This window comes from Caballeronia insecticola (assembly GCF_000402035.1).
Classification (GTDB): Bacteria; Pseudomonadota; Gammaproteobacteria; order Burkholderiales; family Burkholderiaceae; genus Caballeronia; species Caballeronia insecticola.
The window spans coordinates 492,224-518,744 of the sequence record NC_021289.1; the positions used below are offsets into that span (position 1 = coordinate 492,224).

The window sequence follows — 26,521 nt, forward strand, 5'->3', positions numbered from 1 at the left end:
ATCGACCGGGCAAGGCGTGATTTCCTGCCTGCGGTCAGGCATTCCGCTCAGGCGGCGGCCTTGTTCGGCGCGTCGTCGCCGTGATGCCGGTCCAGGAGATCGAACAGGCGCAGCACGCGCGCGCGCTGCGTCGTGACGAGGTCGCTTTCGTCGCCGAGCGCGGCGAGGCGCCGCTTCCAGTAGGCGCGGTCGAGACCGACGAACGCGCTCGCTTTGCCCGACAAAGAGAGCGAGCGGATCATGTGTTCGAGATGATCGAGCTGTGCATCGGCGACGCGCGCCGGTTTGAGCGCCGCGCGCGCCGCGGTCGTGCATTGCAAGGGTTTGGACTTTCGCATGTTGACGCCCCGATACGCCTTATTCGTGCCTCTGGCTGTTCTTTTGGTAGTGGCTGGCCGTAAACCTTGGTGAGGCAAGGAGACGGCAATGTGACGACGGCATGACGGCAGGAATCGCCGACCTGAACCATCCGGGACGCCGCACACGCCGCTCCTCGACCCACACGATATACGCGCGTTCGATTTTCGCTTTACCATGCGTCTCATTTCCGGGCTGCTCAACTCTCGATCTTCATGTCCGAAACGCACGACACATCCGCGCTGTTCAGCCGCTTCTCGACGCAGGCGCTCCCAAAGGAGCGGCAACTGCTCGCGTGGCGCGACCGCGTCGGACATGTCGTCGATGTCATTCCGGACAAGGATCGCATTGCTCGAGGCTTTGCCGGCAGCATCGATCTGCATGCGGCGGGCGGGCTGGTGTTCACGGAAGCGCACACCGACGCGCTGACCCTCGAACGATCCATCGCGCGCGTTTCCACGGACACGCGTCGCGATTTCGCGTTCCATGTCTATCTGGAAGGCGAGACCGGCAACATGAGCGGCGTAGGCGCTAAACGCAGCGATCCGGGTTCGGTGCGCGGCATCGTGGCGCTCGATCTGAACCAGCGCTTTCGCATCGAGCGTCCTCGCTGCCGCGTGCTGACGATGTTCGTGCCGCGCGCGATGCTCGCTGCGCATATCGACGATTGCGACTGGCTGCACGGGCGCGTGGTAGCGCACGAAGCACCGCTTGCGCGCATCGTGTTCGATCATTTCGATGCCATTGCGCGCGAGCTTCCTTCGCTCGAACGGCCCGATGCAATCGATATGCTCGATACCGCCGCGCACCTTCTCATCGCCTCGTTCGCCGCGAGGCCGCATGCGTTGCCCGTTGCGCGCGTCGCGTTACAGAACGCCGTGAAGGCCCAAGTGAAGCGCTACGTCGAAACGAATCTGCACGAAGGCGATCTCACGCCGACGAAAGTGGTCGAAGCGCTCGGCCTCAAGCGCGCGACGATCTACCGATGGTTCGAGCAGGAAGGCGGACTTGGCGCATATATACGTCATCGACGCTTGCGCGAAGCGGCCGACGAACTCGCGCGCTTTCCGAATTTGCAGATCGCGGATATCGCGTTCGGTCTCGGCTTTAAAAGCGCATCGGATTTCACGCGCGCGTTTCGCCGCGCATTCGATGCAAGCCCGCAGGAAATGCGTCTGCGTGCACTCGACTTGCTGCGTGCAACGCACGGCAATGACATCACGCGCATGCGCGTCGCAAGTTCGGAGACCGTTCGGGAAAGTGGCTCAGCGCGACGAGCGTGACGCAGTTCGCGGCCAGCAGATACCATGCGGGCGTCATCGGATTGCCGGTCGCGCCGATCAGCCATGCAACAGCAAGCGGAGAAAATCCGCCGAAGATCACGACGCCGAACGTGTAGATCACCGAGAGACTTGCTGCGCGCCGATGCTTCGGAAACGCTTCGAGCATGAGCACGGAACCCGCGCCCGCATTGTTCAGCGAGATCGCCACATAGAGCAGGATCAGCACGAGCGCGAGCGCATCCGGCGCGCCTTGCGTGAGCGCGCGAAATGCCGGATAAGCGGTCGCGAGCGCGGCCATGAGCGATGCATATTGCAGCGTCTTGCGGCTCATCAAACGATCGGCGGCTAGCGCGACGACCGGCGTAACGACGAGAATCACGAAGCCGGACAGCGACGCGATCAGAAAGCTGATCGTCGCGGGGCGGTGCAGCGTGTGCGTGAGATAGCTCGGCATGTACAGCACGGCGATGTAGATGCTCGACGAGGGCGCGGCCATCATCAGGATGCCGCATGCGAGCGGGCGTGCGTGTTCGCGCAGCACGATCGAAAGCGGCGTGCGGGCCGGCCGTGCTTTAAGCGTCGCAATCTCGCCAGGCATACGACGCAGAAACCAGCCGAGCGGTGCGATCATTCCGCCGATGACAAAAGGCACGCGCCATCCCCATTGCATGAGCTGATCGGGCGTGAGCAGCGCCGACGTGCATGCGCCGACGAGCGCGGCCACGCACGCGGCTGCGCCCTGACTCGCGCCGCGCCAGCTCACGATGAAGCAACGCCGCTCGTAGCGCACGGATTCCATCAACAGCGCCGACGCCGGACCGATCTCGCCGCCCGCCGCGAGACCTTGCAGCAAGCGTGCGAATACGATGAGCACCGTGGCGCTTGCACCGATGGCCGCATGCGTTGGCAGGCACGCGATCAACCATGTGCCTGCCGCCATCAGCGCGATCGAAAGTCGCATACCGGCTTCGCGTCCGCGCCGGTCAGCATAGCGGCCGATCAGCACCGCGCCGAGTGGACGCATCACAAAGCCTGCGCCGAACGTGGCGAGCGATAAAAGCAGCGACGCGGTAGCGTCGTGCGCAGGAAAGAACAACCGTCCGATGATTGCGGCCGAGAAGCCGTACACGGTGAAGTCGTAGGCGACGAAGCCATTGCCGATGACCGTCGCCACGATGACACGGCTAAGCCTCGGCGTTTCTTTTTGGATGTCGGTGTGAGTCATGAATGGGAGGAGATTGATGCATTCGTGGCCAACGTACACGTTAAAGGTGGTTAGCGTTCGTTAACGGCAGCAATGGTCGGATCTTTGAGAAATCTATCGCGATCACGGCTTAAACATGTAAGCATGCGCGCGCGTAAGATAACCATCACCTTCTATGCAGCTTTCAAACCGCCATGTCGTTCTCGAACGAGGAGCCGCTTTGATGGATGACGCCACGCGCGAATTCGACCGCTTGCGCCCTCGGTTGCAAGCCATCGCGTATCGGATGCTCGGCTCGGTGGCCGAGGCGGAAGATATCGTGCAGGACGTGTGGTTGCGCTGGCACGCGGCCGCGCGTGAGGTTATCGAGAATGCGGAAGCGTGGCTTGTCGCGGTGACGACCCGTCATTCGATCGATCGCTTGCGTGCCGCGAAAATCCAGCGTGAGCACTACACCGGTATCTGGTTGCCCGAGCCACAAATTTCCGAGCCGCCCGCTACACCCGAAGAAGTCACGGAGCGTGCGGACGATGTGTCCGTTGCCTTCCTCATTCTGCTGGAACGCCTGACACCCGAAGCGCGCGCGGCGTTTCTCCTGCGTGAAGTCTTCGATGCCGATTATCCGGAGATCGCGAACATCATCGGCAAGACGGAGGCTGCGTGCCGCCAGCTCGTCAGCCGCGCCAAGACGCAATTGCGCGAGGCGCGTCCGCGTCGTTCGGTGTCGCGCGAGATTCATCGTCGCTTGTTGCATGCGTTCGCGCTTGCACTCGAACACGGCGATTTCGCGACGATACACGCCATGCTCGCCGACGACGCCATGCTCGTCGGCGATGGCGGCGGCCACGTGCAGAGTTTTCCGGAGCCATTGTGCGGCGGAAAGCGCATCGCGCAGCTTTTCTATGCGGCCTTCCTGCGTTATGGAAAAGACGTGCGTGTCGAACTCGTCATGCTTAACGAACAATGGGCGCTGTTGCGCTTCATCGAGGGCAAGCTCGAATCCGCACAATCGTACGAAATCGAGGACGATCGCATCGTGCGCATTCAGGTGCAGCGCAATCCGGAGAAGCTGGAGCGTATAGCCACGCGTCACGGCGGCGCGTGATTCGCAGCGTATTGCCAAGGTCATTGATGCGTGCAAGGCAACAGCGTGCGCACGTTCGCGCGTCTACCGGCGCGGCGCGCGCAAACATACGATGGCATCCATGCCGGACACGAACCGTCTGCCGGATTTTTCAGACCACGCATGGAGCCATCATGACCCAACGAATCAATTACGTTCAACAATCGCCCGAACTGTTCAAGAAGTTTTATGAGTTCAGCGGGATGGTCAAGGAAAGCTCGATCGAGCGATCGATTCAAGATCTCGTGTCGATCCGCGCTTCGCAGATGAATGGCTGCGCGTTTTGTCTGGATATGCACGTCAAGGAAGCGAAACTGCATGGCGAGCGCGAATTGCGGGTGCATCATGTGTCGATCTGGCGCGAGTCGACACTGTTCTCACCGCGTGAACGCGCCGCGCTTGCATGGACCGAAGTGCTGACGCACCTTCCCGAGCACGGCGTGTCCGATGAAATCTATCAGCGGGTTCGCGAGCAATTCCTCGAAAAGGAACTGTCCGATCTGACCTACGCCATCATGGCGATCAATGGCTGGAACCGCGCGAACGTCGCGTTTCAGACGGTGCCGGGCTCGTCCGACAAGGTGTTCGGCCTCGACAAGGCCAACCTGTCGTAATGCACGGGCGCTGTCATTCGACCCACGGAGGATGAATCATGCATAAGATAAGGAGGGCAGGGCTGGCGCTCGCCGTAGGATGCGCGGCGCTCGTTGCGAGTGTCGCGCAGGCGGCCCCGGATGCCATCGTCAAGGAACTGATGACGAAGCCGCTTCCCGAATATCCGGGTAAGGAAGCCTTGATGATCAGCGTGGAATATCCGCCGGGCGCGGTGGATCCCGTGCATCGCCACGATGCGCACGCTTACCTCTACGTGCTCGAGGGCACCATCGTCATGCAGGTTAAAGGCGGCAAGCAAGTGACGCTCAAGCCGGGCGATACCTTTTATGAAGGTCCTGACGACATTCACACGGTTGGCCGCAATGCAAGCAATACAAAGCGCGCAAAGTTTATCGTGCTGCTGTTAAAGGATAAGGACAAGCCGGTCCTGACGCCCGTGCAGTAAGCGAAAAGCGTGGCGCGCGAAAAAATTTCTGCAACGCGTGTCACAAGAGGTGCGGCGCAAACGTCTTGTGGGATAGAGCCACTCCGTTTAGCGCCGCCATGCCACTCGATCTCGTATCACATTCCGACGATTCGCTCGCATATAGTTTTGCCACCAGCTATGCGGGCGTCGTATCTTTTCTGGCCGTAGCCAATGAAGGCAGCTTTGCTAAAGCGAGCGATCGCTTAGGGATTGGCCGCTCAGCCGTTAGCCGCAACGTGCAGAAGCTCGAAGCACAGCTCGATGCGCGGCTCTTTCTGCGCACGACGCGCAGCACGTCGCTCACCCGCGAGGGCGAACTCTTTTACAAGAACTGCCAGCCGGGCGTGGAGCGCATCGTGCAGGCGCTCGAAGACATGCGCGAATTGCGCAACGGGCCGCCGCGCGGGCACTTGCGTATTGCGTCCACGCCGGGATTCGGACGCAAGGTCGTCGCGCCGTTGCTATCTGGCTTCAATGCGCGCTACCCTGACGTCGCGCTCGAATTGATGCTGAACGACCGGCCGTGCGATTTCACCGCGGAGCGCGTCGACGTCGCGTTCCGCGACGGGCGCATGGAGGACAGCGAAGTCGTCGCGAAACAACTGATACCGATGCAGATGATCGTTTGCGCGTCGCCGAAGTACGCATGTGAACATGGCCTGCCGCGGCATGTCGACGATCTCGACCGCCATCGCTGCATCAGCTTTCGCACATGTGCGGGACGTATCGCCGAGTGGGAATTCAAAGTGGATGGCCTTCCTCAGAAGCGTTCGCCGGCCGCGCGGCAAATCTTCAACGACCTCGACCTGATGCTGCAAGCCGTACTCGACGGACAAGGCGTGGCGCAGCTTCCCGCCTATATGGCCTGCGATTCGCTTAAGAGCGGACGTCTTCTCATGTGTCTCGCGCAACACGCGCCTGACGACGGCGGCCACTATCTCTGCTATCTCAGCCGCAAGCATTTGCCTGCGCGTGTGCGTGTATTCGTCGATTACATGACGGAGCATACGCGCGCGCTCGATCTGCATTGTCTGACGAACACCATCACGAATGCGGGCGCAAGCATCGCGCCGCTCGTCAGCGCCGATTGATCGCTGATTGATTGCCGATTGATGCGTTTTAGGCAACACCGCGCATACGCTGGCGAGCCTACCGGAGGCGCGCATGCAAGGCTAGGATGCTTAATCGAACATAGGCGCGGCTTCATTCGCGCGTGATCTAAAGGGAGCGTCACATGAAGATCGTAATCATCTGCAGTAAAGTCATGACGGGTCAGACTCAAGCGGCACTTTAAGCGTTCATTGAAGGTACCGCTCGCATAAGAGGCCGCCATGGAGCCACTCATTCCGCCGCCCCTCACATTGCTCGACAAGTATCAGGGGCACGACATGCAGCCACTCTATTCGACGACAGTCACCGTCACGGGCGGCTATGCCGGACACGGCCGCGCGTCCGGCGTAGCCCGCTCCGACGACGGCAATCTCGATCTGAATCTGCGCATGCCCGAAGCACTCGGCGGTCCCGGCGGCGGCACGAATCCGGAGCAATTATTCGCCGCAGGCTATGCTGCGTGCTTTCATGGTGCATTGAGTTTGCTTGCGGCGCGCGCGGGCATCGAAACGCCTGACGCAAGCGTGGCCGTTACCGTGGAGTTCGGCCGCGATCCGATGGACGGCCTCTTCGTGCTGACCGCGCACACGCGCGTTCAGATGCCCGGCGTCGAACGCACGGTGGCCGAGGAACTCGTGCGCAACACCGAACGCTATTGCCCTTATACGAAGATGGCGCGCAAGGGCATCGTCAATATAGTTGCGCTTGCAACCAATCACGATGTTCCGGATACGCGCTGATTCGAGGAGGCATTAGTCGAGCGGCACGCTCGCAATCTGGCCGGACGCGGCCGATCCCGGCGATGCATCGCGCTTGCTAAGCGCAACCAATGCGAATGCAGCGACGAACGCGGGCGCCGCAAGCATCGTGAACACGGCGCCGAATTGCAGGCCCATGCTCATCATGAGGCCGCCGGTCATCGCGCCCGCAACTGCGCCAATGCGGCCGATGCCAAGCATCCATGCAACGCCTGTCGCGCGGCTCGTCGTCGGATAGAAGGATGCAGCGAGCGCCGACATCGACGTGACCGCGCTCGTTACCGCCGTGCCCGTGAGGAAGATGAGCACCGCGAGCCAGAACTGATTCAGTCCGCCGCGTCCAATGGTCAGCACGAGCGCCGCCGCGAGCACGTATGCGCACGCATTGACGCGCCGCGGATTAGCACGGTCCATGATCCAGCCAAGGCAAAGATTGCCGAGAATGCCGCCAAGCGGAAACAGCGAAGTCGTGAGCGCGGCGCGTTCGGCGGAAAACCCCGCATCTTTAAAGAGCGTCGGCAGCCAGTTCGTGAGGAGATAGAAGATCATCAGGCCCATGAAGTAGGCTAGCCACAACATCGACGTGCCGAAGCGATAAGGTCGCGACACGATCAGTCCAAGCGAAGACTTATGCGCACCACTCGCGTGGGTGTCGGCGGCCGTGAAGCGGATGGATGAACCTGCTGCAAGACGCGGATCGTCGGAGATGCGCCGCAACACACGCGTGATCTTTTCCACCGGACGCTTGCGTGCGACCATGAACTGCGCCGACTCGGGCAACAACACCAGCAGCATGACCGTGAGCACGATCGGGCCGACGCCGCCCGCGATGAGCACGCTCTGCCAGCCGAAATGCGGAATAAGCCAGGCGGCGCACAAACCGCCTATCGACAAGCCGACCGAGAAGCCGCAGAACATGGCATTGACCGCGATCGCGCGAATGCGTGCAGGCGCATATTCGGACATGAGCGTCACTGCGTTGGGCATCGCGGCGCCAAGACCCAGACCGGTCAGAAAGCGCCACGCGGTCAGCGTCTCTATCGAACTCGCTTGCGCTGAAGCAAGGCTCCATACGCCGAAGAAAAACACCGAGAGCGCGAGCACCGCCTTGCGCCCGATCCGGTCCGCAGCGGGCCCGGCAACCAGCGCGCCGATGCCGAGGCCCACGAGCGCTGCGCTCATCACCGGACCGAGCGCTGCGCGCGTGATACCCCAGTCGCCGATGAGAGACGGTGCGATGAAGCCTATCGCGGCCGTGTCGAAACCATCGGCCGCTACGACGAGAAAGCATAGGATCAGGATGATCCACTGATAAGGCGAAAAGCGTTCGCCATCGATAAAGCTTTGGACCTCGATGGTCCCTGGTATGCGCTGGTTTTCCATGCCGGTTCGTCTCCGTTCATCTATGTATGAGCTATCGAAAGAATGCGGCCTTCGTGTGTGCCGCTATGCTGCGCCTGATGCATGCCAGCCGCCATCGACGCTGAGTACCGCGCCGGTGACGTAGCTCGCTGCATCGGATGCGAGAAAGAGAATTGCCTCGGCGACTTCTGCGGGGCGCGCGAGGCGTCCCATCGGCGTGCGCCGTTCAATGGCTGCGACGTCGATCTGGCCTTGGCTGATGAGCGTATCGACGAGTTCCGTTGCGACATAGCCCGGTGCAACCGCATTCACGCGTATGCCGTCGCGAGCCCATTCGCATGCCATCGAACGTGTCATCGACGCGATGCCTGCTTTAGCCGCACCATATGCATTGCGCGTTGGAATTCCTGTGAGTCCCGCGATGGAGCAGAGGTTGATGATTGCGCCCGCACGTTGCGCGAGCATGTGCTTTGCGGCTTCCCTGCAGGCGAGAAAGGCGCCGCGCAGATGTATGTTGAGCAGGCGGTCGAACGCATCGACGCTTTGTTCGATCGTGGGCTTTGCCTGCTCGCCGATGCCCGCGTTGTTCACCAGAACGTCGATGCGGCCGTAGGTGTCGGCAACGTTACGCATCATCGCGATGACATCGGCTTCTGATGACACGTCCGCGCCGATCGCGAGATGATCGCCTGCACCGAGTTCTTCGACTTGATGCCGCGCCGCATCGCAATGCAGATCGGCAATCGCCACGCAATAGCCTTGCTTTGCAAATCGCTGCACGGCCGCCCAGCCGATACCGCTCGCGCCGCCGGTGACGACCGCTACGCGTTTCTTAGGCGCTTTTATCTCTTCCATGTTCGACTCCGATTCAGCGGACAGCGGGAGACAGACTCCTGAACTCGACGCGCCGGATAATGCGGCTCTCCTGCGCGACGATCAGATGCGCCGATGCCTTCAAATAAGCGGGCCATTCCGGATCGTTGTCGCGCGCGGTGCGCCTCTGGTCGTAATCGGCGATGCTCTCGTAGCCCCATAGATGCACCACTTGATTTAGCGCGCCGATATCGCTCATATAGAAGCCGACCGGTGCGCCTAAATACTTGAGTTGAATCGGCATCGCCAGGCGATCGAATACTTCGATAAATTCGGCCATGCCGCGTGGCTTGATCGTGTAGATGCGGTGATCGACGAAGGGCTTGATGCTCATGCCACGCTCCTCAGTTTGTCGGTCTTCGCGTGCGTGTCGATGCGTCCCGCGAGATGTAATCCGCTCAGATAGCCGAAGGTCATGATGGGACCGAGCGTGATGCCCGCGCCGGGATAATTGCCGCCCATCACGCTTGCGCGGTCGTTGCCTACGGCGTAAAGGCCGGAGATGGGTTCGTCGTCCTTGAGCACTTGCCCGTATTCGTTCGTAGCGATGCCGTCGAATGTGCCGAGGTCGCCCATCACGAGCTTGAGTGCGTAATATGGTCCTTCGCCGATGGGCGCAACGCACGGATTGGGCTTGTGTGCGGTATCGCCGAGATAACGGTTAAAGGAAGTCGTGCCGCGACCGAATGCCCGGTCCTTGCCTTGCGACGCGTCGCGGTTGTATTCGCGCACGGTCTCTTCAAGCGCAGCGGCATCGATACCGGTGCGGTGCGCAAGATCGTCAAGCGTGCGGCCACGAATCAGATAGCCGCTCTTGAGATGCGCACCGAGCGGCAATGGCGCGGGCTTGGCAAAGCCGAGGCCGTATTTGCGGACCGTGACGTGATCGCAGATGAGCCACATTGCCGTCTCTTTTTGCTCGCGACATGCGTCGATCATGGCGGCGCCGACATCGTGATATGAGTTCGATTCGTTAGTAAAGCGCACGCCGTCGCGCGTCACGCCGATGATGCCGGGCTTATAGCGATCGAGTAGATGTGGAAAGACGCCGTATTGCCCGTCTCCTAACGGCACGCGCGAGACGGGCATCCACGCGGCAGGCTGCGGATATCGAATATCGACGCGGCCGCCGACGCGCTCGGCCATGCGTGCGCCGTCGCCGGTATTGCCTGCTGGCACGGGCGACACGTGTTCGCCGCCACGGCGCACATGTGGATAGGCTTTCGCGATGCGCGCGATATCGTGAGAGAAGCCGCCGCATGCAAGCACGACGCCGCGCCGCGCAGTAATGCGCTTTTCCAAGCCGTTCGCCAATACGATTGCGCCGCTCACTCGACCCTTGGTCATGACGAGTTCCTTAGCGCCCGTTTGGGTGTGAATCGGAATGCCGAGATCGAACGCGGACTTGGCGAGACGAGCGGCAAGCGCATTGCCGCTCGTGATCTGCACGCCGCGCTTATAAAGCACGACTTCCTTAAGATGACTCGCTAGCCGCCTGGCGACATACCACGCAGACCCAAGCGATTTCGTCGCGTTAAAGAAATGCTTGAGATCCGCGCTGGACGAATTGAACATCATGCCGATGAACGTGATCGTTTTAAGCGGCGGGCGCAAGCGCGCGATATCCTCGCCGAGTTCCCGTGCATCGAACGGCATGGCGACGACAGAGCGTCCGACATCGACGCCGCCCGGCGCATCGGGGTGATAGTCGGGATAGAGCGTCGGCAAGAACTTGACGGCGGTCTCGCGTTCGAAGAAGTCGAGCATGCGCGGGCCTGCATCGAGAAAAGTCTCGACAGCGGCCTCGTCATACATTGCACCCGTCTCGCCTCGCAGATATTCGATAGCGGCTTCGCGCGTATCGCGAATACCCGCGTCTTTTGCATGGCGATTGCCGGGTATCCACAAGACGCCGCCTGAAAATGCCGTGGTACCGCCAAAGAATGCTTCTTTCTCGACGACGATGACATCGAGTCCTTGTTTCTTTGCTGTAATGGCCGTGGAAAGGCCACCAGCACCCGAGCCGATCACGAGCACGTCGCAAGCGAGATCGGACGACCGCGTTACGGTAGTCATGAGAATGTCCTTTGATAAGCGTCGGACGCATTGCGCGCCCGAACGATGCAGTGCTTAAGCGGCGCGCGGCGCTTCGAAGCCGGGACGCGGAACGAGATCCATCAGCATGCATTCGAAGCCCCCATCGACGGCGAGCTCCGCTCCGTTCACATAAGCCGCGCGACGGCTTGCGAGAAACGCAGCCACTTCGGCGATATCGCGCGGCTCGCCAATGCGGCGGCTCGCCGTCATGGCACTACGGCGTGCTTCGACATCGCCCCGTTCATAGAACGCTTGGGAAAGCGGCGTGCGGATCATGCCCGGACAGATGGTGTTGCTTCGCACGCCGCGTGCGCCCCATTCGGCGGCGATCTGACGCGAGAGCATCGAGATGCCCGCCTTGCTCGGGCTATACGCACCGCTCCATGTTTGCGGATGATGCGCCGCCACCGATGCGATATGCACGATACTTCCCGCGCCGCGCGCAAGCATGCCGCGTCCGAATGCCTGCGCGCATAGCATGTAGCCCGTCAGATTGACGGCGAGCATCGCGTTCCAGGCATCGAGGCCGATGTCTTCTATGCCGCCTGACCGCAGCAGGCCCGCGTTATTGACCAGCACATCGGCATGGCCGAATTTGCGTTGTGTTTGTTCGCACGCGCGGTTCACGCTCGCTGCATCACTGATATCGCAAGCGATAGCGATGGCTTCCGCGCCGCTTGCGCGCAGCGCCTCCGCGGCCTCATGGCAAGCGGCTTCATCGCGATCGAGCAGTGCAAGACGCGCGCCTGCATCGGCGAATACAGTTGCAATCGCACGGCCGATTCCGCCCGCGGCGCCGGTCACCACGCACACTCGCGATTCGAGTCCGAGCCAATGCGGCGCGGCACTATCTCGTACAACCTGGTTAGTCATGCTTGTCTCCTGATCCTGTTCAATGCCAACGCGGATATGCCTTCCGTTGAGAAAAAGTATATTCACGACCTTGCATAAAAAATTGGACAAAGCCGGCAGACGACAGGACAATTTGTGCATCAGGAGACGCTGCGTATGAGGAGAATCCCTAACTACAGCCTGTACGGAGAGTCGGCGCGTCCGCCGTGGTACGACGCGTTCAACTTCGAATGGATCGTCGAGCGGAGTGCTCCGAACGACTGGCATATCGATGCGCATCGTCACGATGCGCTTCTGCAGTTTCTGTACATACGCGGCGGCGGCGGAGAGGTGCTGATCGAGAACCGCAAGATCGAGATCGTGCCGCCTTGCGTCATCGTGTTGCCCGCGCAAACGGTGCACGGCTTCAATTTCGCGCCGCATGTCGACGGTCTCGTCATCACGGTCGCACAGCGCTCGATCGAAGCGATTGCGTCGATCACGGCGCCGGGACTCGTGCCCGTGCTGCAGCGCGCCGGCGTCATTCGCGTGAACGCTCAAGCGGCAAAGGATAGTTCGCTGATGCCGATCGTCGAATTGCTGGAGAAGGAATTCCGCGCGACGGATCGCGCGCACATGGCGGCGGGCATGTCGCTCTTGATTGCACTTTTCGTGCATGTGGCGCGTCTTTGCGAGCACGCATCGACGCCAAGCGTCGCGCCAACGGACAGACGCGCGCAGCAGATCAAGCGTTTCAGGGAGCTGGTGGCGGCGCACTTTCGCGAGCATCGCCCGGTCGAGTTCTATGCTCAGAAACTCGGAATGACCGTGACGCAACTGGGACGGATTTGCCGTGAGGAAATATCGAGCTCACCGCTTGCGGTGTTGAACGAGCATCTCGTGCGCGAAGCACAGCGTGATCTTGTCTATTCGCATATGTCGGTCAAGCAGATTGCGCACGGCCTGGGTTTTGCCGATATCGCGTATTTCAGCCGCTATTTTCGCAAGCAGACCGGTGTCACGCCGACGCAGTTTCAAGCCGAAGCGCTCAAGGCTCTCGCCATTCAATAAACATGCAGGGTTGCCACGACGCTGCAAGCGTTCTATGCTTCGCCGTGCTGTCGAAACGATAAAAGAAAAAAATACGGCCCGAGCGAGACCAGTCCGGTTAATTTTCCTTCCAAGGAGGGAGCATGATCGCACTGTCATTGCATCGCGCGGGCCATGATGCGTCGCGGCATTCTTCGCTAAAGACAAAACGAACGTTAGGCGCTTGGCTTATTCTGAGCACGGCTGCCAGTCTCGCTTACGCGGATGCGTCAGGCGGCTATACGCTGCCACCTCCGCCGAGCGAGCTTTATGGCGATCTCTTCGTCGCCGTGCAGACGCAAGGCATTTATCCGGATCAAAAGACCTTCGTCGATGCAACGCCCAAGATGGATCCGGCGCAGATCGTGCAGGCTTATCATCAGCAAATGGCGACGCCCGGGTTCTCGCTGACCGCATTCGTCGCGCAGTACTTTACGCCGCCGACGGATCAGAGCATCACGCCGCCGCCGAATCAGTCGCTGCGTGAACATATCGACTGGCTCTGGCCTGAACTCACGCGCCTGACGACCACGGCAAACGTGCCGCCCTATAGTTCGCTGATCCCAATGCCCAAGCAGTACGTCGTGCCCGGCGGACGTTTCCGTGAAGGCTACTACTGGGATACCTATTTCACGATGCTGGGTCTTCAGGAAGCGGGCCGCGAAGATCTCGTCGACGACATGCTGGATAACTTCGCCTATCTCATCGACACGATCGGCCATATTCCCAACGGTAACCGCACATACTACGTAAGCCGCTCGCAGCCGCCATTTTTCTCGTACATGGTGGAACTTGCCGCGCAAAAGGAGGGCGGGCGCGTGTATCAGAAGTACTTGCCGCAACTTCGCCGCGAACACAGTTACTGGATGACGGGCGCGAATACGCTGCAGCCGGGCGGTGCGGTGCGCAATGTCGTGATGCTGCCTGACAAGACCGTGCTGAATCGCTATTGGGATGAACGTGATACGCCGCGCGACGAGTCTTATACCGAGGACGTGAACACCGCGAAGCAGGTCACAGGTCGTCCGGCCAATGAGGTTTATCGCGATCTGCGTGCGGCTGCCGAAAGCGGCTGGGATTTCAGCTCGCGATGGTTCGGCGACAATCAAACGCTCGCAACGATACGCACGACATCGATCATTCCGGTCGATCTCAACAGCCTCATGTTTCATCTGGAAACGACGATCGCGATAGGCTGCGGTGAAGCGCGGGATTTTGCTTGCGTAGGCGAGTTCGTCGGGCGGGCGGCTAAGCGCGCTATCGCCATCAACAAGTATCTCTGGAACAAGAACGGCTATTACGGCGATTACGACTGGAAGCTCGGCCAGCCGCGCAACAATCCGTCGGCGGCGATGCTTTATCCGCTTTTCGCGGGCGCGGCGTGGCCGGATCGCGCCCATACGACCGCGAATTCCGTCGAAGCCATTTTGCTTAAGCCCGGTGGCCTCGTCACGACGACCTTCAAAACGACACAGCAATGGGATGCGCCAAACGGCTGGGCGCCCTTACACTGGATTGCCGTGCAAGGGCTCAAGCGTTACGGGCGTGGTGATCTTTCTCGGCAGATCGGCACGCGCTTTCTCGCTGACGTGAATAACGTCTACGCCACGCAGCAGAAGCTGGTGGAGAAGTATGTCGTGGAAGGTGAGGGAACGGGTGGCGGCGGTGGCGGCGAATATCCTTTGCAGGATGGCTTCGGCTGGACGAACGGCGTTACGCTCAAGCTGCTCGATCTTTACGCCCCGGGGCAATAACCGAAGTCACAATGTCAGAGCTTGCCGGGCCGCGGATCGGAAACAAAACCCTCGCGGTTCGGCATCTTTACCTTCGGCAAGGACTGCGCATCGAGCCGCGTGTCCTCGGGCACGATGTGATTCAAATAGAGCAAATACGCGCTAAGGGCATAGACCTCATCGGGCTTAAGCGATTGCGGCGCGTTATAAGGCATGGCGCGTCGAATGTAATCGAAGAGCGTCGTGGAATACGGCCAATAACCGCCGATGGTCTTCTTAGGCTTTGCATCCGCGAGCGTGCCCGTGCCGCCCACGAGCGCATCGCCGATACCGCCTTCGCCGTTTGCGCCATGACAGGACGCGCATTTCGCGCCGAAAATCTGCTTGCCGTGTGCAACATCGCCGGATCCTTCGGGCAGGCCGTGTCCGCTCGAATCGATATCGATATTCCACGCCGAGATGGCTTTTGGATCGATCGGCGTGCCGATGCCATATGCGCCGCCTGCCGCATGGCCCGGTATGGACGCAACGCCTAGAAGTGCGCTAAGAACCGCGACATGAGCCTTAAGCATTGCGCACCTCGCCGGTTGCTTCGACGCGCCAGTTTTGAATGCCGTTGTAGTGGTATTGCGAATTGACGCCACGCGCCGCGACAAGCGCCGCACGCGTCGGCTGAATATAGCCCGTTTCGTCGACAGCGCGGCTTTGCAGATTTGCCACGCTGCCGTTCCAGTGCCAGTCGGCCTCGAAGCGCGTCAACGCACGATCCTGAGCGGCGCCGTTGAGACGCGCAGGATGCCATGTCGTGCCACCATCAGTGGACACGTCTACGCGCCGGATGCGCCCACGTCCCGACCAGGCGTAGCCGCTTATCGCATAGTAGCCGTGCGTCGTCAGCCGATGTCCCGCGGAGGGACGCGTTATGACCGATTTCGCATCCATCTCGAACACGAATTGACGCGCCTTCCCATCGCGCAGGAGATTCGTGTACTTCGACGTTTCCTCGCGCGTCATCTCGGGCGCCTGCACGAGCTTGATGCGTCTTAGCCATTTGATGTTCGTATTGCCTTCGAAACCCGGCACGATCAGTCGAATCGGATAACCATTCTCAGGACGCAGCCGCTCGCCGTTTTGCGCATAGACGACGAGCGCGCGGTCGAGAATGCGCGCAAGCGGAAGGCTTCGTGTCATGGCCGCGCCGTCCGCGCCTTCGGCAAGAATCCATTGCGCGGATGTATCGACGCCGACTTCGTCGAGCAAGGTCGAAAGACGCACGCCGGTCCATTCGCAACATGACAGCAAACCATGCGTGAGCTGCACCGGAAGTCCGCTAGGCCCGTTCCATTCGCTCCCGGTATTGCCCGAGCATTCGAGAAAATACACACGCGATTCGGATGGAAAGCGCAACAGGTCATCGATAGTGAAGAGGCGCGGCTGACGAACAAGGCCATGTATCACAAGGCGATGCTGCGCTGGATCGATCTTGGGCACGCCCGCATGATGACGCTCATACACCAGGCCGTTGGGCGTGATGCTGCCGAAGAGATCGGCGAGCGGTGTCATCGATGATCCTGAGCCGGGCATTGCGGCAGCGCGTGCGCTGCGGCGTATCACGTTGCTTTCGAACGACGAAGGCATGCCGTAAGGCGGCGAAAGCAATGGCGCGCCCGGCGTGAGTGTCCAGGGCTCGACAGTAAGCGGTTCCGATGCAGCCTCTTGCGCCTGAGCGCGAAAGCCCAGACCTGAAGCAAGCGCGCCGGCCGAGAGCTTGCGCATCGTGTCCCGGCGGCTGTCGGAGAAGAGAGGAGATTGCGCAAGCTTGGCGTTTCTTTTCATCGCTGATCTTCGTGGATGGGCGAGTGAGACCGAGTCCCGCGCAATGGCCGTGCCGCGAAGATAAAACCGTCCGTTTTGCTGACAACCCGAGACATCGCCCTTGAGAACGAACGATTCTAATGAAGCAATGCGCTCACGCGAACCAATGGACTTTCATATCGTTATCACGGGTTCGCGCGCATTCTGCATTGTGAATGGTCAGCTTTCTTTAGCTTTCTTTAGCTTGCTTTTGCCGCCGATATTCCGGCACCGGCAGGCCGCCCCAGCCCCAGTTCTCGAGTTCCACTTCCTGAATGACGACAAAAGTAGATTCCATGGGCTTGTTCAACACGTCGCGTAACAGTTCGCTTACGCCTTTGATGAGTTGCGCCTTTTCATCGGCGGTGACGGCATTCGTGCCGGGCGTGTTGCCTTCGCGCGTCACCTGAATCGTTACGATCGGCATGACGGTCTCCCTCAAGTAAGAAAGCGCCCGCAAGGGGCGCGAACGCTATCAATGTCCGGCGCTTTGACCGCCATCGACGTGCAGGATTTCGCCCGTCACGAAGGGTGCATTGTCGAGATACAGCACGGCGTTGGCGATGTCGCTCATTTCTCCCATGTGTCCCATCGGATGCAGTGCGCCAAGCGCATCGTGTGTTTCAGGCGCGTGCATAGGCGACTTGATGACGCCAGGCGATACGGCGTTCGCGCGAATGCCGGACTTTGCATATTCGATAGCAAGCGACTTGGTGGCTCCATTCAATCCGCCCTTCGTCAGCGATGCGAGCACCGACGGCACGCCGCTGATCGCATGGTCGACGAGACTGGTCGTGATGTTGACGATATGCCCGCTACGGTTCTTTTCCATCTGCTCGATAGCGAGTTGCGTGATGTAGAAGAAGCCGTTCAGGTTCACCTTCAAGACCGCGTCATAGTCTTCTTGCGTGTATTGTGTGAACGGTTTGGCGATGAAGATGCCGGCGTTGTTGACGAGCGTATCGATGCGGCCAAAGCGCGCGATAGCCGCTTCCACGACGCGTTGCGCGGTAGCGCGTTCGCCGATATCGCCTGCAATGGCGACGACGTTCTCGTCGTCCGACTGCTTGATCGAACGCGCGGTGGCGACGACCGCATACCCTTGCGCGCGGAATGCGTTGACAATTTCCGCGCCGATGCCTTGCGAAGCACCTGTGACGATAGCGACCTTTTGTGCGTTGCTCATGATGAACCTCGATGAATAGTTAGGGGCCTGTTGCGAATCGGCCTACGGCTCCGATGGGTCGTAATCTAGGCCTTAAGAGATTCGTTGCCCACACACGCGGTGGACTATCAGTCTTGCGTGCCAGGAACAAATACGCCGGCTCAATGATCGGACGAATTCGACGACGCGATCGGGAGCGGGGCCCGTTCATCACTATGGGAGACACTGCATGAGCTTGTCTTGTATGAAGGTATTCGTGTTCGACGTATTCGGCACGGTGGTGGACTGGCGAGGCGGCGTCGCGCGTGAGGCGGCCACGTTTCTGCAAACTCACGGCGCCTCCGGCGTGCAGCCGGAGGCTTTCGCGGACGCGTGGCGCAGCCGCTACGTTCCCGCGATGCGCAAGGTGATTAGCGGCGAGCGGCCATTTGTGCGGCTCGACGTGCTGCATCGCGAGAATCTCGTCGACGTGTTGCCGGAATTCGGTATCGATCCCAACGCTGTCGCGCCAGAAGCGCTGGATGAACTGAATCTCGCCTGGCATAGGCTCGATCCGTGGCCGGATTCGATTTCAGGCCTGCAAAGACTCAAAGCGCGCCATATCATCGCGCCGCTTTCAAACGGAAATATCAGGCTGATGGTCGATATGGCGAAGCGCGCTGGCTTGCCTTGGGATGCAATCCTCGGCGCGGAGGTTGCGCAAATCTATAAGCCCGCGCCGCAAGCCTATCTGCGCACTGCCGAAGTGTTGATGGTCGAACCCGGAGAAGTGTGTCTCGTCGCCGCACATAACGATGATCTTGCCGCGGCCAGAAAGTGCGGTTTGAAGACGGCGTTCATCGCGCGTCCTTATGAGCGCGGTCCCAATCAGACAGTCGATTTAAAGGCCGAAAGCGATTGGGATGTCGTTGTGAACGACATGAATGAACTGGCCGACGCCGTAGGCGCCTGAGTGCTAAAGGCATCGGCCTTGATGAAAGCTTAGAGACTCAGGCGACGCCTTCCACGACTCGGAAATCGCGCACTACGGAATCGCCCAGCACTTTTAGCGCTTCCTGATAGGTCGCGCTGTTGTACGCGGCGACAGCAGCATCGAGCGAATCGAATTCGACCACGACCGTGCGCTCGATGGCGCCTTCACCTTGCACCACCGAAGCGACGCCGCGAACGAGCGGCCGGCCACCGCCTTCCTTGATGGCTTGCGTCGCGATCTTGGCGTATTCCGCGGCCTGATCCGGCTTCATGATCTGTTTGTACACGCTGACCCAATATCCTTTTGCCATCTGTATCTCCAGTTTTGAACGGGCGCCTTGCGCCATGCTTGCGCCATCAGGGCGAACGCGGGAGTGCGCAGCGCGCACGCGTGTCCGGTTTCGGCGGCCAGCATAGCAAATTATCGCGATCGATCTAAGGCGTGACTAAGCAGGCCCGGCGTCTGACGATTCTCCGCGTTTCCGTGAAAGGTGCTTTCCTGTGTTAGGGGTTAACCCGAGAAGACTGACGTCATAGACTGCTTTCACTGCTTCGAACAGTACGTTCGAAAGCCGGGCACCTCATATCACGGGAGTTTCATTATGAAGTCGATCATCCGCGCCGCGCTCGTTGCAACCGCTCTTGTCGTTCCTGTCGCTTCGTTTGCTCAAAGCCAGATCACGCGTGCTCAAGTGCGCGCGGAACTCGCTCAGCTTGAGAGCGTCGGCTACCACGTCGGCGACGGCGATCAGGCGCATTATCCTCAAGCGATTCAGGCAGCCGAAGCCAAGCTCGCCGCCCGTAACGGCGAGACGGCATATGGCGGCGCGGCGAGCGGCACAACGCAAGCGGGCGGCGGTCGCGTGTCGCAAGCCGACTGAAACGCAATGTACATGCGCTAAGTCTTTGGCCGTATTTCAGTCCGCAGCGTATTTGCGGTCTAGCTCATCGAAAAAGGGCTTGTTTACAAGCCTTTGACGCTCGGCAAACGGGGCGACGACAGCAGGATCTTCATCCAGCCGCCCTTGCGATTTCAAAGCGCCAAGCGCCGTCTGCATGCCGCGCACGGCGCTTTGCAATGCCGCATTCGCATAGAGAACGAGGCTAAAGCCAAGGCCTTGCAGATCCTCCTGACTCGTGACCGGGGTCTTGCCGCCGATCACGATGTTAATGAGTTGCGGTGCGTCGAGCAGCTTCGGCAGCGCGGCGATTTGCTCAGGCGTTTCGATCGCTTCGACAAAAAGAATGTCAGCGCCTGCTTCGACGAAAGCACGCGCCCGTTCGATTGCGGCATCGAAACCTTCGATCGCACATGCATCGGTACGCGCGATGATCTGAAAGTTCGCGTCTTCGCGCGCGTCCACCGCTGCATGTATCTTGCCGACCATCTCGTTCGTCGAGATCACGGCCTTGCCCGCAAAGTGGCCGCATTTCTTAGGCATCACCTGATCTTCGAGTTGAATCGCATCGGCGCCCGCGCGTTCAAGCGTGCGCACGGCATGGCGTACATTGAGCGCGTTGCCGAAGCCGGTATCGGCATCGACGATGAGCGGCACGTCCACCGCATCGCGTATGCGCGACGTATGCTCCGCAATTTCAGCAAGACCGATGAAGCCGAGATCCGGCATGCCGAGCGACATATTCGTCACGCCGGCGCCGGTAATGTAGATCGCTTCGAATCCCAGATCGGCGGCGACGCGTGCGCTCATCGCGTTGAAGGCGCCGGGCAAAAGCAGGGCGCGCCGCGCATTCACCAGCTCTCGAAAAGCGGCGCGGCGGCGGGAGGAGGGAGTGGTCATGGCTCGATTCCGGAGAAGTTTTTAATGGGCGACAAAGCGTGCGCCAGCATTTGCAATGCTAACGCGCGCGACGTAACGGCGCTCGCTCCATGACGCTCGATCGCGACGATCAAGTGAAGTGAAACAGCGTGCGCGCCGAGTCGCGCAACACGATGGTACGCAGTGACGCGTCCGGAATCCAGCGGTCGAGCGCATTGCGGGCGTCATCATAGTCGATCAGACTTTGATGCTGCGTATGCGGCCAGTCGCTGCCCCATACAAGTCGCGCGGCGCCGAACGAATCGAGCAGGGCGGCCGCGAGTGTGTGCCCCAATGCCGTACCGTTTTCGCCGTGAACGCTGCGATAGGCGGCGGACAGCTTGACCCACACGCGCCCGCTCTTAGCTGTTGTCAACAGATAGCGAAAGCCCGGATCGTTTGCGCCGTAAGCGGGGTCGGGCCGGCCAAAATGATCGATCACGACCGTGCAGCCTTGCTCCAGCAGTGGCGAAATGATCATCGGCAGATCGACAGCATCGCGATGAATCTCGACATGCCAGCCCAATCCGTTGACGCGCCGGAATAAATCACGCCATTGTGGTTCGCGCAGATCGGGAAGGGCCAGGCCGATCAGATTCAGCCGCATGCCGACAACGCCATGTCGTGCAAGCTTTAGCAGCTCGTCTTCATCGATCGATGGGTCGATCACCGCAACGCCGCGAAAACGCTTTGGATAGCGTCGCAACACGTCGAGGAAAAAGGAATTGTCAGTGCCGAGAAAGCTCGGTTGCACGAGCACTGCATGGCTTATGCGATTCGCACGCAGGTGATCTGCATAGGCATCGAGCGTTGCATCGTAATCCGGGGCGTGACGGCGATGCGCCGCGAGCGGCAAGCCGCGCACGAAAACATGCGCATGGCTGTCGATTGCGTCGATCGCCGTATCGGTCGATTCGAGCCAGTGCGCATTGGCGCGCGAGAGCGTGTCGGCTTCGTCGGCGAGCGTGGCGTAAAGAGCGTTCGTCATGCGCGTATCAGACATGCTTGGGCGAATGTTCATTCGACGCGGCTTGCGCAGGCACGGTTGCGATGCGGCGTCCCTTGGTCTCGGGCAGCAGCAACGCAGCCACGACGACGAGTCCGTAAGCGATACCGGCATCGATGCCGAGCGCCTGACCGATCGGCATCGAGTTGCCCATATGTCCGACGAGCACGGGAAACACCGCCGATACGACGCGGCCGAAGTTGTAGCAGAAGCCCACGCCGGTACCGCGTACGCCTTGCGGATAAAGTTCGTTAAAGAGCGCGCCGAGCGTCGCGGGAATACCGGCGGAAAAGAGGCCGAGCGGAAAGCTAAGCAACAGCATGGCGACATCGCCGACGGGCAGGAAGACATAGACATTGACCGTGACCGCACAGCAGATCGCAAAGAGAATCACGTTCTTGCGCCGGCCGATCTTGTCCTGCAACCACGCGCTGACGAAACAGCCGATGATGAACGCGGAGATCACCACGGCCAGATAGCCGCCCGTGCCGAGCACGGACAGATGCCGCTCCGTTTTTAGATAAGTGGGCAACCAGGTCGTGATGGCGTGATATCCGCCATGCGCGCCCAGCCCGATCAATGCGCCGACGATGGTCGTGCGCAACACCGAAGGATGAAAAATGCCGGCAAGAATCGCAAGCGCGCTTGGGCGGTGCGCTTCGCCTTGTTCGGCCGGCTTTATTTCGCGCGGCGGCTCTTCAATATTGCGGCGCATATAGATGACGAGCGACGCAGGCAGCAGACCGACCGCGAACAATACGCGCCACGCCCATTCGGGCGAAACCCAGGAAAACACGATCATATAAAGCAGCACGGCGCCTGCCCAGCCGAAGCCCCAGGCGCTTTGCACGATGCCCATTGCCTTGCCGCGATGCTTGGCGCGAATCGTCTCGCCAAGCAATACTGCGCCAGCGGTCCATTCGCCTCCAAAGCCGAGTCCTTGCAAAGACTTGAGCACGAGCAATTGCTCGAAGTTTTGCGCGAAGGCGCTAAGAAATGTAAAGAGCGAAAACCATAAGACCGTGACTTGCAAGGCCTTGACGCGGCCGATCCGGTCGGAAAGCACGCCCGCAAGGAGCCCGCCCAACGCACCCGCAACAAGGGTTGCGCCGCCGATGAGACCGGCTTGTCCTTTGCCAATGCCCCACGTTGCAATCAACGTGGGAATGACCAGACTAAACACTTGCGTATCGACGCCATCGAGCGCCCAACCGGCAAAGCATCCCCATAGCGTGCGTTTTTCCGCCTTGGAAATCTCGCGGTACCAATCCATTTCGTGTCTCCTGTAGGGCCTTCGCCCGCTTTGTCTCATGCGTGATTGCATTCTAGAAACGAAAGCGTGATTGGCATACTATGGATACGTTCGTTTTTCATATCACTTTGATATCCTCGCCGCATGGAAACGCGCAACCTCAAATATTTTCTGGCTGTGGTCGATGCGGGCAGCGTCACGCGCGCCGCGGAGGTGCTGGACATCGCGCAGCCGGCTTTGAGCCAGTCGCTTTCCCGCATGGAACGCGATCTTGGCGTCAAGCTTTTCGAACGCACGCGGCGCGGCGCGCAATTGACGCCAGCGGGCGAGGCGATTGTCGAAGATGTGCGTCTGAGCGTCGCGCGCATCGATGCCGCATCGCATCGCGCACGCGAAATCGGCGCGCAGCGCGGCGGTCGTCTGACTATCGGTTTTGCATCGGCGGCGCTATTCAGTCTTTTGCCAAGGGCCATTGCCGCGCTTCGTGCCGAAGTACCCAATGTAGAACTCGTGCTTAAGGAAATGAGCAATGCGGAGCAGGCAAGCGCATTGGAGAAGGGCACCATCGATATCGGTTTGTTGCATACGCCCGTTGCAGTGGGCGGCCGCATGCGCGAGAGACTGATTGTCAGAGAACGTTTGCTTGCCGTGCTGCCGGTTTCATTCAAGATCGGCGCAGACGGTCGAGTCGGATTGAAGGATCTGTCGGACGCGGGCCTCGTGTGGTTTCCGGGCGATCAACTGCCAGTGGTTCGCGCCGGCATTCTCAGTGCATTTCGCAAGGCGGGTTGCGAGGCGAATGTCGTGCAGAACGCCAATCGTTCCTTGACCGTTCTGGCGTGTGTTGCGGCGGGATGCGGCGCGTCGCTTCTGCCGCAATCGGTGACGGCGTTGCAGTTCGCGGGCGTGCGTTTCTGCGATGTGCGCGACGGCGACAACCTGCCGCCCTTCGAACTCAGCGCGATCTGGCCGATGCGCTCGCGTCCCACGCTTGCGGATCGCTTTGCGGCATTGCTTGAGACATGAGCGCATTACAGGCTAAAGTCTTGGCAAATTCGGAGGCAAGGCAAGCATGAATGAATCGCTAAACGATCTTCCTTTGCCAGAGGGAATTCGGTCGCGCATGATCGACAACGGCAACGGTCTTTCCATGCATATACTCGAAGCCGGCTTCGACATTCCGGACCGGCCTTGCATCGTGTTGCTGCATGGTTTTCCTGAGCTGGCTTATAGCTGGCGCAAGATCATGTTGCCGCTTGCGGAGGCAGGCTTTCACGTCGTCGCGCCGGACCAGCGTGGTTATGGACGTACCACGGGAGCAGCCACTGCATTCGATGCCGATCTAAACGACTTTACGTTTCCCAATCTCGTACGCGATGTACTCGGCCTGGTGTCGGCATTGGGATATCGCAGGGTGGCTTCGGTGATCGGACATGATTTCGGTTCGCCGGTGGCCGCGTGGTGCGCGTTGATCCGTCCCGATGTATTCGCTTCCGTCGTGATGATGAGCGCGCCCTTTGCCGGGCCGCCGGCATTGGCGTTCAATACGGCGCACGATGATGCATCGCTTGCGCGCATCGACATTACTTCATCGATATTCTCCGACGCCGTGGCGGCGCTGGCCGCGCTCGATCCTCCTCGCAAGCACTATCAATGGTATTACTCGGGACCGAGCGCCAACGACGATATGCGCCACGCACCGCAAGGACTCGGCGCTTTCCTGCGCGCGTATTACCACGTCAAGAGTGCGGACTGGACCGGCAATCATCCGCATCCGCTTGCATCGGTCTCGGCGGATCAGCTTGCTTTGCTGCCCGCTTACTACGTCATGAATGCGGATGCGACGATGCCGCAGACCGTCGCCGAATCCATGCCTTCTGCAAAAGAGATCGCGGCGTGCGCATGGCTCACTGAGCAGGACCTGGATGTCTATGCGACCGAATTTGAGCGAACGGGATTTCAAGGCGGCTTGAACTGGTATCGCTGCGGCACGGACGCCCGCTATACCGCTGCGCTAAGACTATGGTCTGAACGCACGATCGATATCCCGTCGTGCTTTATCGCCGGGACCAGCGATTGGGGGGTGTATCAGCGTCCGGGAGATTTCGACGCTATGCGTATGCTCGCTTGCACGAATTACCGCGCTACGCATCTGATCGAAGGGGCAGGGCATTGGGTGCAGCAGGAACAGCCTAGAACGGTGGCCAACCGGATCTTGCGCTTCTTAAGGCAAGACGCGCCCGTTTTCTAGCGGGCGCGTACATTGAAGATTACTTGTCCGACGTGCGTCCCTTGATGAGACGCGCCACACGATGTGCGCCTAGGCGCCATTCGTACGGATTGGTGTAGTCGAACTCCTTGACCTTGCGATACAGATAAGGCCAAAAGTTGCCCTGCCCGCGCCGGGATGCGTGCACGCGCTGATCACGTGACAGATGCCGGTTGTCGTTCCAGGGAAAGCTACGAATCTCGTTCGATGCGCGTCGCGGCAAGCCAAAGACCATAGAATACGCATATCGCGGTGCATCCGAATGATTCGGTCCCGCGAAATGCAGCGTGCGGCCCGCGTGAATCGTGCAATCACCCAGCTCGAGCGGACAGATCACTGCTTGCTCGAGTTCGAAACCGGAGATGCATTCGAGGCCATGCGTGGTTGGATCGCCGCCTATCGGTCCGTGCGGCAGAACAGGTCCGAGATGCGATGCGGGAATGAACTGCATGCAGCCATTCGCAAGCGACACCGGTTGCAGCGGAAACCAGAAATTGACTTCGCGATGCTCGATGCGTGGGTCGGTAAAGGCTTCGTCCTGATGCCAGGGCGTCACGGCTTCCGTATGCGCAGGCTTATGGAAAAAGCTGTCGCTAACAAAGCGCGCTTTAGGCCCGAGCAACTGCATCGCGATGCGCTGCACGCGACGGGCCAGTTCCATATCGAGCAGACTGCGTTCGAAATGGGAAGGGTGGTGCAATTGGGCAAGCTTCGGCTTGTCCGGTCCGTCTCCCTCAGGATAAAAGTCGAACAGCATGCCTTCGTTGAATCCCGCCTTTTCGCGCAGAAGGCGATCGCCCACCGTACGCAAGGTCTTCAGTTCCGCATGCGTCGCGATATTCTTCAGACGGATAAATCCGTCTTGCCAGAAGCGTCCGCATTGCGATTGGGATATTGTCGTCATCTCCCTTGTCGCCCCGTTCAATAGTTTTCACCGCGCCAGAAAAATAATCCGCTAAGTGAAACAGCACACAAATTAACGCTCGGTGCGATTCCGCACATAGCGCCGCCCTGGCCCCCAAAAATCTCGGCATAATCGCCGGTTCGCTTCTTATGTAATTTTTGACGCGACGAAGGACAAAAGGCTGGGTTGAGCAGCCTTCACCGGTGTCGGCAAGTATTGCGTGCGTCGATTGCTAAGACGACTAAGACCCACTGATTTCTGCTTGCTTCGCGACAATTCGGACCGCAGAGCGCGCGATTGAGCCAACTTCAGCAACAGTCTAACGATCAAAGCATACATGAAGCTTTCGAAAAAGCGCGTACTGAAATGTCCTTGGTTGGC

Annotated in this window: 28 protein-coding genes; 12 read left to right on the forward strand and 16 right to left on the reverse strand. The window is 59.9% G+C overall.

Annotation, left to right across the window (positions count from 1 at the left end; translation table 11 throughout):
• Positions 1-47: 47 nt before the first annotated feature.
• Positions 48-338 (reverse strand): hypothetical protein, encoded by a 291-nt coding sequence (locus BRPE64_RS26835; protein WP_051180560.1) that lies wholly within the window; start codon positions 336-338, stop codon positions 48-50.
• A 234-nt stretch (positions 339-572) separates the two neighbouring features.
• Here BRPE64_RS26835 and BRPE64_RS26840 point away from each other — a divergent pair, with 234 nt between their 5' ends.
• The gene (locus BRPE64_RS26840) at positions 573-1,640 is read left to right on the forward strand and encodes a helix-turn-helix transcriptional regulator (RefSeq protein ID WP_044043372.1); all 1,068 of its coding nucleotides are present in this window, start codon (positions 573-575) and stop codon (positions 1,638-1,640) included.
• Here the strand turns inward: BRPE64_RS26840 and BRPE64_RS26845 are convergent.
• A complete protein-coding gene (locus BRPE64_RS26845; RefSeq protein ID WP_044043375.1) occupies positions 1,576-2,865 on the reverse strand; it encodes an MFS transporter in 1,290 nt (429 codons plus the stop codon). The two genes, BRPE64_RS26840 and BRPE64_RS26845, sit on opposite strands and share 65 nt — an antisense overlap.
• Before the next feature lie 202 nt (positions 2,866-3,067).
• On the opposite strand from BRPE64_RS26845, the gene BRPE64_RS26850 reads away from it, so the two are divergent.
• From BRPE64_RS26850 to BRPE64_RS26870, 5 genes are all read left to right on the forward strand, one after another.
• On the forward strand, positions 3,068-3,949 hold the full coding sequence (locus BRPE64_RS26850) for an RNA polymerase sigma-70 factor (RefSeq protein WP_016348111.1): 882 nt from the start codon (positions 3,068-3,070) through the stop codon (positions 3,947-3,949).
• Positions 3,950-4,101: 152 nt separating this feature from the next.
• Complete coding sequence (locus tag BRPE64_RS26855; protein ID WP_016348112.1) at positions 4,102-4,581, forward strand: carboxymuconolactone decarboxylase family protein; 480 nt, start codon at positions 4,102-4,104, stop codon at positions 4,579-4,581.
• A gap of 38 nt (positions 4,582-4,619) precedes the next feature.
• Positions 4,620-5,027, forward strand: a complete 408-nt coding sequence (locus BRPE64_RS26860; RefSeq protein ID WP_016348113.1) for a cupin domain-containing protein — start codon at positions 4,620-4,622, stop codon at positions 5,025-5,027.
• A gap of 98 nt (positions 5,028-5,125) precedes the next feature.
• On the forward strand, positions 5,126-6,139 hold the full coding sequence (locus BRPE64_RS26865) for a LysR family transcriptional regulator (RefSeq protein ID WP_016348114.1): 1,014 nt from the start codon (positions 5,126-5,128) through the stop codon (positions 6,137-6,139).
• A 240-nt stretch (positions 6,140-6,379) separates the two neighbouring features.
• A complete protein-coding gene (locus BRPE64_RS26870; RefSeq protein ID WP_016348115.1) occupies positions 6,380-6,898 on the forward strand; it encodes an Ohr family peroxiredoxin in 519 nt (172 codons plus the stop codon).
• A gap of 12 nt (positions 6,899-6,910) precedes the next feature.
• Here BRPE64_RS26870 and BRPE64_RS26875 read toward each other — a convergent pair whose 3' ends face one another.
• The 5 genes from BRPE64_RS26875 to BRPE64_RS26895 form a co-directional block, all read right to left on the reverse strand.
• Positions 6,911-8,299, reverse strand: a complete 1,389-nt coding sequence (locus tag BRPE64_RS26875) for an MFS transporter (RefSeq protein WP_016348116.1) — start codon at positions 8,297-8,299, stop codon at positions 6,911-6,913.
• A gap of 63 nt (positions 8,300-8,362) precedes the next feature.
• The gene (locus tag BRPE64_RS26880) at positions 8,363-9,133 is read right to left on the reverse strand and encodes an SDR family NAD(P)-dependent oxidoreductase (RefSeq protein ID WP_016348117.1); all 771 of its coding nucleotides are present in this window, start codon (positions 9,131-9,133) and stop codon (positions 8,363-8,365) included.
• A 13-nt stretch (positions 9,134-9,146) separates the two neighbouring features.
• Positions 9,147-9,485 carry an NIPSNAP family protein gene (locus BRPE64_RS26885; protein WP_016348118.1) on the reverse strand — a complete coding sequence of 113 codons (339 nt, stop codon included), beginning with the start codon at positions 9,483-9,485 and terminating at the stop codon, positions 9,147-9,149.
• Positions 9,482-11,227 (reverse strand): FAD-dependent oxidoreductase, encoded by a 1,746-nt coding sequence (locus BRPE64_RS26890; RefSeq protein WP_044043377.1) that lies wholly within the window; start codon positions 11,225-11,227, stop codon positions 9,482-9,484. Before BRPE64_RS26890 ends, BRPE64_RS26885 begins: the two co-directional genes overlap by 4 nt.
• A 54-nt stretch (positions 11,228-11,281) precedes the next feature.
• On the reverse strand, positions 11,282-12,121 hold the full coding sequence (locus BRPE64_RS26895; RefSeq protein ID WP_044043378.1) for an SDR family NAD(P)-dependent oxidoreductase: 840 nt from the start codon (positions 12,119-12,121) through the stop codon (positions 11,282-11,284).
• A 135-nt stretch (positions 12,122-12,256) separates the two neighbouring features.
• Between BRPE64_RS26895 and BRPE64_RS26900 the strand changes: the two genes are divergently transcribed.
• Both BRPE64_RS26900 and treA read left to right on the forward strand, forming a co-directional pair.
• Positions 12,257-13,150 carry a helix-turn-helix domain-containing protein gene (locus BRPE64_RS26900; protein WP_044043380.1) on the forward strand — a complete coding sequence of 298 codons (894 nt, stop codon included), beginning with the start codon at positions 12,257-12,259 and terminating at the stop codon, positions 13,148-13,150.
• Between the two features lie 122 nt (positions 13,151-13,272).
• Positions 13,273-14,922: an alpha,alpha-trehalase TreA gene (gene treA, locus BRPE64_RS26905; RefSeq protein WP_016348122.1), complete on the forward strand. Its 1,650-nt coding sequence runs from the start codon at positions 13,273-13,275 to the stop codon at positions 14,920-14,922.
• Between the two features lie 14 nt (positions 14,923-14,936).
• Here treA and BRPE64_RS26910 read toward each other — a convergent pair whose 3' ends face one another.
• The 4 genes from BRPE64_RS26910 to BRPE64_RS26925 all read right to left on the reverse strand — a co-directional run bounded on the left by BRPE64_RS26910 (position 14,937) and on the right by BRPE64_RS26925 (position 17,941).
• Positions 14,937-15,473: a c-type cytochrome gene (locus BRPE64_RS26910; protein WP_016348123.1), complete on the reverse strand. Its 537-nt coding sequence runs from the start codon at positions 15,471-15,473 to the stop codon at positions 14,937-14,939.
• Entirely contained in the window at positions 15,466-16,737 is a 1,272-nt protein-coding gene (gene soxC, locus BRPE64_RS26915) for a sulfite dehydrogenase (RefSeq protein WP_044043382.1), read from the reverse strand. The genes BRPE64_RS26910 and soxC overlap by 8 nt, the downstream gene beginning before the upstream one ends.
• Before the next feature lie 208 nt (positions 16,738-16,945).
• The gene (locus BRPE64_RS26920; RefSeq protein WP_016348125.1) at positions 16,946-17,182 is read right to left on the reverse strand and encodes a tautomerase family protein; all 237 of its coding nucleotides are present in this window, start codon (positions 17,180-17,182) and stop codon (positions 16,946-16,948) included.
• 48 nt (positions 17,183-17,230) lie between these two features.
• Positions 17,231-17,941, reverse strand: coding sequence for an SDR family NAD(P)-dependent oxidoreductase (locus BRPE64_RS26925; protein WP_016348126.1), 711 nt, complete (start codon positions 17,939-17,941; stop codon positions 17,231-17,233).
• A gap of 208 nt (positions 17,942-18,149) precedes the next feature.
• On the opposite strand from BRPE64_RS26925, the gene BRPE64_RS26930 reads away from it, so the two are divergent.
• Complete coding sequence (locus BRPE64_RS26930) at positions 18,150-18,872, forward strand: haloacid dehalogenase type II (protein ID WP_044043384.1); 723 nt, start codon at positions 18,150-18,152, stop codon at positions 18,870-18,872.
• 37 nt (positions 18,873-18,909) lie between these two features.
• On the opposite strand, the gene BRPE64_RS26935 is transcribed toward BRPE64_RS26930, so the two are convergent.
• Positions 18,910-19,203 carry a DUF1330 domain-containing protein gene (locus tag BRPE64_RS26935; RefSeq protein ID WP_044043385.1) on the reverse strand — a complete coding sequence of 98 codons (294 nt, stop codon included), beginning with the start codon at positions 19,201-19,203 and terminating at the stop codon, positions 18,910-18,912.
• 291 nt (positions 19,204-19,494) lie between these two features.
• On the opposite strand from BRPE64_RS26935, the gene BRPE64_RS26940 reads away from it, so the two are divergent.
• On the forward strand, positions 19,495-19,773 hold the full coding sequence (locus BRPE64_RS26940; RefSeq protein WP_016348130.1) for a DUF4148 domain-containing protein: 279 nt from the start codon (positions 19,495-19,497) through the stop codon (positions 19,771-19,773).
• 36 nt (positions 19,774-19,809) lie between these two features.
• Here the strand turns inward: BRPE64_RS26940 and BRPE64_RS26945 are convergent, their stop codons facing one another.
• The 3 genes from BRPE64_RS26945 to BRPE64_RS26955 all read right to left on the reverse strand — a co-directional run bounded on the left by BRPE64_RS26945 (position 19,810) and on the right by BRPE64_RS26955 (position 22,988).
• A complete protein-coding gene (locus BRPE64_RS26945) occupies positions 19,810-20,691 on the reverse strand; it encodes an isocitrate lyase/PEP mutase family protein (RefSeq protein WP_044043387.1) in 882 nt (293 codons plus the stop codon).
• Positions 20,692-20,800: 109 nt separating this feature from the next.
• On the reverse strand, positions 20,801-21,697 hold the full coding sequence (locus BRPE64_RS26950; RefSeq protein WP_016348133.1) for an amidohydrolase family protein: 897 nt from the start codon (positions 21,695-21,697) through the stop codon (positions 20,801-20,803).
• A gap of 7 nt (positions 21,698-21,704) precedes the next feature.
• Positions 21,705-22,988: an MFS transporter gene (locus BRPE64_RS26955; RefSeq protein WP_016348134.1), complete on the reverse strand. Its 1,284-nt coding sequence runs from the start codon at positions 22,986-22,988 to the stop codon at positions 21,705-21,707.
• A gap of 123 nt (positions 22,989-23,111) precedes the next feature.
• On the opposite strand from BRPE64_RS26955, the gene BRPE64_RS26960 reads away from it, so the two are divergent.
• Both BRPE64_RS26960 and BRPE64_RS26965 read left to right on the forward strand, forming a co-directional pair.
• Entirely contained in the window at positions 23,112-23,993 is an 882-nt protein-coding gene (locus BRPE64_RS26960; RefSeq protein ID WP_016348135.1) for a LysR family transcriptional regulator, read from the forward strand.
• Positions 23,994-24,090: 97 nt separating this feature from the next.
• The gene (locus tag BRPE64_RS26965) at positions 24,091-25,218 is read left to right on the forward strand and encodes an alpha/beta fold hydrolase (RefSeq protein WP_016348136.1); all 1,128 of its coding nucleotides are present in this window, start codon (positions 24,091-24,093) and stop codon (positions 25,216-25,218) included.
• A 19-nt stretch (positions 25,219-25,237) separates the two neighbouring features.
• Here the strand turns inward: BRPE64_RS26965 and BRPE64_RS26970 are convergent, their stop codons facing one another.
• The gene (locus BRPE64_RS26970) at positions 25,238-26,140 is read right to left on the reverse strand and encodes a phytanoyl-CoA dioxygenase family protein (protein WP_016348137.1); all 903 of its coding nucleotides are present in this window, start codon (positions 26,138-26,140) and stop codon (positions 25,238-25,240) included.
• Between the last annotated feature and the right edge of the window lie 381 nt (positions 26,141-26,521).

What these genes read in the sequence shown, in the direction of transcription:
- BRPE64_RS26950 (WP_016348133.1), bottom strand. Translation starts at nt 21,697, where the DNA reads ATGACGAACGCTCTTTACGCCACGCTCGCCGACGAAGCCGACACGCTC.
- BRPE64_RS26970 (WP_016348137.1), bottom strand. Translation starts at nt 26,140, where the DNA reads ATGACGACAATATCCCAATCGCAATGCGGACGCTTCTGGCAAGACGGA.
- BRPE64_RS26855 (WP_016348112.1), top strand. Translation starts at nt 4,102, where the DNA reads ATGACCCAACGAATCAATTACGTTCAACAATCGCCCGAACTGTTCAAG.
- BRPE64_RS26920 (WP_016348125.1), bottom strand. Translation starts at nt 17,182, where the DNA reads ATGCCGATCGTAACGATTCAGGTGACGCGCGAAGGCAACACGCCCGGC.
- treA (WP_016348122.1), top strand. Translation starts at nt 13,273, where the DNA reads ATGATCGCACTGTCATTGCATCGCGCGGGCCATGATGCGTCGCGGCAT.
- BRPE64_RS26850 (WP_016348111.1), top strand. Translation starts at nt 3,068, where the DNA reads ATGGATGACGCCACGCGCGAATTCGACCGCTTGCGCCCTCGGTTGCAA.
- BRPE64_RS26845 (WP_044043375.1), bottom strand. Translation starts at nt 2,865, where the DNA reads ATGACTCACACCGACATCCAAAAAGAAACGCCGAGGCTTAGCCGTGTC.
- BRPE64_RS26870 (WP_016348115.1), top strand. Translation starts at nt 6,380, where the DNA reads ATGGAGCCACTCATTCCGCCGCCCCTCACATTGCTCGACAAGTATCAG.
- BRPE64_RS26940 (WP_016348130.1), top strand. Translation starts at nt 19,495, where the DNA reads ATGAAGTCGATCATCCGCGCCGCGCTCGTTGCAACCGCTCTTGTCGTT.
- BRPE64_RS26945 (WP_044043387.1), bottom strand. Translation starts at nt 20,691, where the DNA reads ATGACCACTCCCTCCTCCCGCCGCCGCGCCGCTTTTCGAGAGCTGGTG.
- BRPE64_RS26930 (WP_044043384.1), top strand. Translation starts at nt 18,150, where the DNA reads ATGAGCTTGTCTTGTATGAAGGTATTCGTGTTCGACGTATTCGGCACG.
- BRPE64_RS26865 (WP_016348114.1), top strand. Translation starts at nt 5,126, where the DNA reads ATGCCACTCGATCTCGTATCACATTCCGACGATTCGCTCGCATATAGT.
- BRPE64_RS26835 (WP_051180560.1), bottom strand. Translation starts at nt 338, where the DNA reads ATGCGAAAGTCCAAACCCTTGCAATGCACGACCGCGGCGCGCGCGGCG.
- BRPE64_RS26925 (WP_016348126.1), bottom strand. Translation starts at nt 17,941, where the DNA reads ATGAGCAACGCACAAAAGGTCGCTATCGTCACAGGTGCTTCGCAAGGC.
- BRPE64_RS26880 (WP_016348117.1), bottom strand. Translation starts at nt 9,133, where the DNA reads ATGGAAGAGATAAAAGCGCCTAAGAAACGCGTAGCGGTCGTCACCGGC.
- BRPE64_RS26900 (WP_044043380.1), top strand. Translation starts at nt 12,257, where the DNA reads ATGAGGAGAATCCCTAACTACAGCCTGTACGGAGAGTCGGCGCGTCCG.
- soxC (WP_044043382.1), bottom strand. Translation starts at nt 16,737, where the DNA reads ATGAAAAGAAACGCCAAGCTTGCGCAATCTCCTCTCTTCTCCGACAGC.
- BRPE64_RS26955 (WP_016348134.1), bottom strand. Translation starts at nt 22,988, where the DNA reads ATGGATTGGTACCGCGAGATTTCCAAGGCGGAAAAACGCACGCTATGG.
- BRPE64_RS26885 (WP_016348118.1), bottom strand. Translation starts at nt 9,485, where the DNA reads ATGAGCATCAAGCCCTTCGTCGATCACCGCATCTACACGATCAAGCCA.
- BRPE64_RS26935 (WP_044043385.1), bottom strand. Translation starts at nt 19,203, where the DNA reads ATGGCAAAAGGATATTGGGTCAGCGTGTACAAACAGATCATGAAGCCG.
- BRPE64_RS26875 (WP_016348116.1), bottom strand. Translation starts at nt 8,299, where the DNA reads ATGGAAAACCAGCGCATACCAGGGACCATCGAGGTCCAAAGCTTTATC.
- BRPE64_RS26860 (WP_016348113.1), top strand. Translation starts at nt 4,620, where the DNA reads ATGCATAAGATAAGGAGGGCAGGGCTGGCGCTCGCCGTAGGATGCGCG.
- BRPE64_RS26910 (WP_016348123.1), bottom strand. Translation starts at nt 15,473, where the DNA reads ATGCTTAAGGCTCATGTCGCGGTTCTTAGCGCACTTCTAGGCGTTGCG.
- BRPE64_RS26890 (WP_044043377.1), bottom strand. Translation starts at nt 11,227, where the DNA reads ATGACTACCGTAACGCGGTCGTCCGATCTCGCTTGCGACGTGCTCGTG.
- BRPE64_RS26960 (WP_016348135.1), top strand. Translation starts at nt 23,112, where the DNA reads ATGGAAACGCGCAACCTCAAATATTTTCTGGCTGTGGTCGATGCGGGC.
- BRPE64_RS26840 (WP_044043372.1), top strand. Translation starts at nt 573, where the DNA reads ATGTCCGAAACGCACGACACATCCGCGCTGTTCAGCCGCTTCTCGACG.
- BRPE64_RS26965 (WP_016348136.1), top strand. Translation starts at nt 24,091, where the DNA reads ATGATCGACAACGGCAACGGTCTTTCCATGCATATACTCGAAGCCGGC.
- BRPE64_RS26895 (WP_044043378.1), bottom strand. Translation starts at nt 12,121, where the DNA reads ATGACTAACCAGGTTGTACGAGATAGTGCCGCGCCGCATTGGCTCGGA.